The organism is Bradyrhizobium sp. 18BD, assembly GCF_054185225.1.
Map to the genome: position 1 here is coordinate 1 of NZ_JAVAYL010000049.1, position 1,231 is coordinate 1,231.

Here is a 1,231-nt window from a genome sequence, read left to right on the forward strand (position 1 = left end):
CGGGTTGCGGGGCTGCTGCGCAGCAGCCCCGCAACCTGGTAGATTTGCTTCGAACTCGGCGGGTGGCTGGTAGGCCAGAGCCGAGTGAAGCCTTTGACGATTGTACACCTCTTCGATGAAGGCGCCGATCGCCTTTCTGGCATGCTGCGCATCGCGGTAGGTCTGGCCGTTGACCTCCTCTTGCTTGAGGGTCTTCATGAAGCTCTCCGCTTTGGCGTTGTCGTAGGGATTGCCGACCCGGCTCATGCTGGGAGCAATGTCGTGCTGCTGGAGGAGCTCGGTGTAGTCGCCGCAGGCGTATTGGATGCCGCGATCGGAGTGGTGGATCAGGCTGCCGGGCGAGGGTTGGCGGGCCGCCAGCGCCATCGAGAGTGCGGCGACGGCCAGACGCGCCTCCAGGTGCGTTTCCAAGGCCCAGCCGACCACGCGCCGGCTGAAGGCATCGAGCACGATGGCGAGATAGGCGAACTCTTCCTGCAGACGGATGTAGGTGATGTCCGCCACCCAGAGCTGGTCGAGGCCATCAGGCACCATGCCGCGGGCGAGGTTCGGCACCACCCGCCAGGGGTGGCGCGAGTCTGTCGTCACAGGCACGAACGGCCGCTGCCGCAAGCACAGCAGATTGTCCTCTCGCATCAGGCGCAGCACGCGCTTGCCGTTCACCGCAAAGCCCTCACGCCGCAATTGCGCGGAGATCCGGCGATAGCCGTAATGCCGATGCGTCAGCGCCAGCCGCTGGATCGCGTCTCGCACGCCGGTTTCCTCGGCACGTGGGGCGGACGCCGCCCAATGCCGGTAATAGCCGGCCCGACTGACGCCAGCCAGCACGCACATCCGCTCGATCGTCAGCTCGCCTTGCCGCGGGGGCATCGTCATCGCCTGGATGACCGCGTAGACCCCGTCACGCCAGGCCCGGTGCTCGGCCGGCGTGCTTCCTTGACCCGCCGCAAGGCTTGCCGAAAAAAATCCAGTTCAATCTGCTGCTGGCCGATCTTGCGCTCGAGCTCGGCAATGCGCTCCGGCGCACCAGGGTCGGCAGCCGCAACATCGCGTGCCCGCTCCTTCACGTTCGGCGCAACGGCATCGCTTTTGCGGGGCCGACCGATCGGCCGCAGCGCCTCCGCCCCGCCGGCGCGAAAAAGATCGCGCCATGCATAGAGGTCCTTACGTAACACATTCAGCTCCTGGGAAAGAGCCCTTATGCGCTCACCCGCCAGAATGCGACGGACTG

2 protein-coding genes are annotated in these 1,231 nt (G+C 65.9%); both read right to left on the minus strand.

The features are described 5' to 3' along the window. Positions 1 to 870: IS3 family transposase (locus RAD16_RS40285; protein ID WP_458163618.1), on the minus strand; the 870-nt coding region annotated here is incomplete at its 3' end. Between the two features lie 2 nt (positions 871 to 872). Further along, on the minus strand, positions 873 to 1,231 hold a 359-nt coding region (locus tag RAD16_RS40290; RefSeq protein ID WP_458163620.1), incomplete at its 5' end, for a helix-turn-helix domain-containing protein.